This is a genomic window from Pseudomonas sp. FW305-28, from assembly GCF_017351395.1.
GTDB lineage: Bacteria > Pseudomonadota > Gammaproteobacteria > Pseudomonadales > Pseudomonadaceae > Aquipseudomonas > Aquipseudomonas fluorescens_AA.
The window spans coordinates 1-4,681 of record NZ_JACNDD010000249.1 but is presented as its reverse complement, the minus strand read 5'-3'; the positions used below and the strand labels follow the sequence as shown (position 1 = coordinate 4,681).

Genomic DNA, 4,681 nt, shown 5'->3' with positions numbered 1-4,681 from the left:
AGCAAGCTCCCTCGCCACAGGGGCTGCTGATCGTTTATTTGCCATGGCGACCGCCCTTAGCCGACCTGATCGGCAATGTGTTGCGGCACCGGTATCTGAATCTCCAGCAACTGCTGGGCGAACGCCTTGCCCTGGGGATCGATGCGCAGGCTGGCGACACCGCCGCCACCGAGGGCGTTTTCCAGCAGGAAATTCAAACTGTGGGTACCCGGCAGGTACCAGCGTTCGACCCGGCCCAGCAGCGGGTCGAGCACGTGGCTCATCCAGTCGACCATCACCTCCGGGGTCAGCGCCTCGGCGATCCAGGGCAGGTATTCGGGTTCCCGGGCGATCACGCCAATGTTGCTGTGGTTGCCCTTGTCGCCGGAGCGCGCCACCGCCAGTTTGATCAGCGGCACGCTGGCGTCGGCCCGGCCCTGGGGTTTGGGCGGGGCCGGGGCGATCGGCAGATCGGTGGTGTGCAGCGGTTCGAAAGCGGGCAGGGAGCAAGGGTGGCGCTGACCGTCGAGTTCGATGTCGAGCCGACAGCTGGTTTTGTCGATCAGGAACGAGAACAGGCGAATCAACGGCGACACCGTCGGCCGGCCACCGACCAGGCCGGTCAGTCCCGGCGCCATGCCAGTGGCGGCCTGGGCGATTTCCCTGGAAAACAGCACCAGCGGCTGTTTATCCGGGTGCCGTACCGCCAGCTTGATCACCACCTCACGGCTGTCCCGGCGCTGGCCGTGCTGGCCATAAGTGGCTTCGCTGCCCAGCAGTTCGATGTTCACGTCGCTGTAGGGCGCCCAGCCACGTTGACGCAACAGCTGTGAGGTCTTGGCGACGATCGCCTGGCTGACCCGTTCAGCCTTGGCCACCGCATCGATGCCGGCGATCAGGCAGGTGGCGGTGCAGCGCCAGCCGTCCAGCCAAGTGGCGCAGACCTTGTACCGGTCGCCGGGCGGCAGGCCCCTGGCCCCATGGACGCGCACGGCGTGCTTGCCCTGCTGGGTCAACCTGACCTGGCTGAAATCGCAGATCACGTCGGGCAGCAGGTAGCCTTGCGGGTCGCCGATTTCGTAGAGCAACTGCTCGCCGACGGTCAACGGCGTAACCAGCCCGCCGCTGCCTTCGGTCTTGGTGACAATGAACGGGCCATCGGCGCTGACTTCGACGATGGGAAAGCCGATGTGCTCGTAATCCGGCACTGCCTGCCAGTCGGTAAAATTACCGCCGGTGCACTGGGCGCCACACTCGATGAGATGCCCCGCGAGCGCGGCCTGGGCCAATCTGTCGTAATCGTCCCAGGCCCAGCCGAACTCATGCACCAGGGCGGCGCTGACCACGGCACTGTCCACCACGCGGCCAGTGATCACCACATCGGCGCCCAGGCGCAGCGCCTCGACGATGCCAGGCGCGCCGAGGTAGGCGTTGATGGACACACACGCGGGAGGCAGGGGCTCGCCGCTGAACATCTCGCCGATGCCCTGGGCGGCGAGCCGTTCGTGTTGCGGTTGCAGGTCATCGCCCAGCAGCACGGCAATCTTCAGTGCTACGCCGGCCTGATCGCAGGCTGCTTGCAGAGCCTTCGCACAGGCCTGGGGATTGACCCCGCCGGCGTTGCTGATGACGCGGATCCCGTCGTCATGCAAACGCTGAAGCAGCGGGGTGAGGACCTCGATGAAGTCCGTGGCATAGCCGCTCGAAGCATCTTTCAGGCGCGCCCCGGCCATGATCGACATCGTGACTTCGGCCAGATAGTCGAACACCAGATAGTCCAGCGCACCGCCCTCGACCAGTTGCGCCGCCGCGGTGCAGGTGTCGCCCCAAAAGGCGCTGGCGCAACCGATTCGGATCGTTTTGGGCATGGCGTTCCCTCCGGCAAAGGTGGCTCGAGACTACCAAGCAAGCGCTTGGTTTGTAAACGGCCGCCGGTTCTTCTGGCCGAGCGCTTGCTTGGTTGCTTCGCTCGGCTTAAATTGCCCGCGCCACCGATGGTTTGCTGTGCAGTGGCGGCGCGTTGGTTGATCGACTGTAGGAGAGAATGGGTGGACGAGCAAAAAGCCCTGGGCGTGATGCGTGAGCTGGTCGACAACGGGCAACTGACCGACCCGGACAGTGCGCGCGGCAAACTGCTCCAGACTGCCGCCCACCTGTTTCGCAACAAGGGCTTCGAGCGCACCACGGTGCGCGACCTGGCCAGCGCCGTGGGCATCCAGTCGGGCAGCATCTTTCACCATTTCAAGAGCAAGGACGACATCCTGCGGGCGGTGATGGAAGAAACCATCCGCTACAACACCGCCTTGATGCGCGCGGCCCTGGCCGAGGCCGACAGCGTGCGCGAGCGGGTGCTGGCGCTGATTCGCTGCGAATTGCAGTCGATCATGGGCGGCACTGGCGAGGCCATGGCGGTGCTGGTCTATGAATGGCGTTCGCTCTCGCCGGACGGACAGCGGCACGTGCTGGCCCTGCGTGATACTTATGAAGACTTGTGGCTCGAGGTCCTGGGCCAGGCCAAGGAGGCCGGGTATATTCGCGGGGACGTGTCCATTACCCGGCGATTCCTCACGGGGGCGTTGTCCTGGACCACTACCTGGTTTCGCGCCGAAGGCAGCCTGAGCCTCGATGAACTGGCCGAGCAGGCCTTGATCCTGGTGCTTGAAGAAAAACAATAATCGAGCGGCGCTTTAAATGGCCGCATGGCTGGCTAAGCGGCTGAAACCGCCTAGCTTGATTGTAGTGATGGGGACTTTTGGGGAGTGGGTTATCTTGACGTTTTCGCCGATGGGGATGACCTCCCGTGTGCTGCTGGCCACTCTGGCCGTTTTCCTGGCGTTGCCGATCGAGGCGGCGCAACTGGTGCGGATCGGCGCGGCACACTTTCCACCCTATACCGTTCGTCCCGAGAACGGTGCCGACACCGGCCTGCTGCCGCAGATGGTGGAGGCCTTGAACCAGTCGCAAAGCGACTATCAGTTCATCCTGGTGCCGACGTCGATCCCGCGCCGGTTCAATGATTTCAAGCAGGGCCGGGTCGACATGGCCATTTTCGAGAACCCCGAATGGGGTTGGCAGGATGTGCCGCACACGTCGGTGGACATGGGCCTGGAAGATGCGGAAGTCTTCGTCGCCCAGCGCCAGCCGGAGCGCCAGCAAAGTTATTTCGCCGACCTCAGGGGCAAGCGCCTGGCGCTGTTCAGCGGTTATCACTACGCCTTTGCCGAATTCAACGCCGACCCCAAGTTTCTCGCCGGTCAATACAACGCCACGCTGACGTATTCCCACGACAGCAATCTGCTGATGGTCTTGCGCGGGCGGGCGGATATCGCCCTGGTGACCCGTTCGTACCTCAACGATTACGTGTTGCGCAATCCCGAAGTCGGCCCGCAGCTGCTGGTGTCTGAGCGCATCGATCAGGTTTACCACCATTACGCGCTGATCCGGCCACAGGCGCCCATTTCCAGTGAAGCGTTTGCACAGTTGCTGCAAACGCTGCGGGATAACGGTCAGATGCTGAAGATTTTCCAGCCCTACCAGATCCAACTGGTCTCCACGCATGCCCATTGAAGGCGACCCTAAATTTCCCGCCCCGGCTCACGTCACACGTTGACTACCGACGAATACGCGAGCCGTTCCCATGTCCAACCTCAACCACCCGACGACGCTGCCCTTGCCCGGTGGCCGTCGTCTCGGCGCCGATGAAACCGAACGCCACCTGAGCCTGATGCTCGAAGGTGCGCCGCTGATCCGGCTGCGCCTTGTGCGCGGCCCCGAGTTGCATGTGCATTTGCAGGAAATCAACGACCGCCCAGTGGGTCCGGCGCTATGGGCGGCCTGCTATTGGCTGTTTGCCCGCGATCCCGAGTGTCAGCACCTGACCTGGCACCTCGACGAGCGCCCCGGCGAAGCCTTGCTCAGCGGTTTATTGACGGTCACGGAGCGTGCCGGTGAATACCGTTGCGAGCGCACGATGTTCTGGCAGTTGCCGCAGCCCTGGCTGGGGGAGTCGTTCAGCGGCAGTTACCCGCAACAGATGGTCATCACCGATGGTCGCCGCCATCCACGCCGGCCCATGAAGCCGCGTGGCGAGGTGTATCGACGTTTCGATGCGCGGCTGGGGGCCTGGGTGTCCTTGCGCACCCTGGAAATCGAGCAGGACCTGGAGCGTTTCAACCGCTGGCAGAACAGCCCGCGAGTGGCGAGCTTCTGGCAGGAGGAGGGCAGCCTGGAGCAGCATCGCGAGTACCTGGGCAAGCTGCAGGCCGATCCCCGGGTCTTGACCCTGATCGGTTGCTTTGATGACCAGCCGTTCGCTTACTTCGAAGCCTATTGGGCCAAGGAGGATCGGATCGCGCCGTTCTATGAAGCCGACCACTACGATCGCGGCATCCACATGCTGGTGGGCGAAGAGCAGCACCGCGGGCCGCACAAGGTGGCGAGTTGGTTGTCGGCGCTGGTGCATTACCTGTTCCTGGACGACCCGCGCACCCAGCGCGTGGTCGCCGAGCCCCGGGCCGACAATGCGCGGATGATCGGGCACCTGCACAACCAGTGCTTCCATTGTGAAAAGGAATTCGATTTCCCCCACAAGCGCGCGGCGCTGATGATCCTGGGGCGTGAGCGGTTTTTTGATCGGTGTGGGTTGATGTAAGGGGAGGGGCGGTCATCAGGCCGCCATCGCGGGCAAGCCTTGCTCCCACAG

The 4,681-nt window shown here is 63.6% G+C and carries 4 protein-coding genes; 3 read left to right on the top strand and 1 reads right to left on the bottom strand.

The window, feature by feature from the left end:
* Nucleotides 1-56 precede the first annotated feature (56 nt).
* Nucleotides 57-1,847 carry an acyclic terpene utilization AtuA family protein gene (locus J4E53_RS29775; RefSeq protein WP_103311348.1) on the bottom strand — a complete coding sequence of 597 codons (1,791 nt, stop codon included), beginning with the start codon at nt 1,845-1,847 and terminating at the stop codon, nt 57-59.
* Between the two features lie 180 nt (nt 1,848-2,027).
* Between J4E53_RS29775 and J4E53_RS29770 the strand changes: the two genes are divergently transcribed.
* The 3 genes from J4E53_RS29770 (at nt 2,028) to J4E53_RS29760 (ending at nt 4,630) form a co-directional block, all read left to right on the top strand.
* The gene (locus tag J4E53_RS29770) at nt 2,028-2,654 is read left to right on the top strand and encodes a TetR/AcrR family transcriptional regulator (protein WP_103311349.1); all 627 of its coding nucleotides are present in this window, start codon (nt 2,028-2,030) and stop codon (nt 2,652-2,654) included.
* 115 nt (nt 2,655-2,769) lie between these two features.
* The gene (locus tag J4E53_RS29765) at nt 2,770-3,546 is read left to right on the top strand and encodes an ABC transporter substrate-binding protein (RefSeq protein WP_060743063.1); all 777 of its coding nucleotides are present in this window, start codon (nt 2,770-2,772) and stop codon (nt 3,544-3,546) included.
* A 70-nt stretch (nt 3,547-3,616) separates the two neighbouring features.
* Nucleotides 3,617-4,630 carry a GNAT family N-acetyltransferase gene (locus J4E53_RS29760; RefSeq protein WP_060738506.1) on the top strand — a complete coding sequence of 338 codons (1,014 nt, stop codon included), beginning with the start codon at nt 3,617-3,619 and terminating at the stop codon, nt 4,628-4,630.
* The last annotated feature ends 51 nt before the right edge of the window (nt 4,631-4,681 follow it).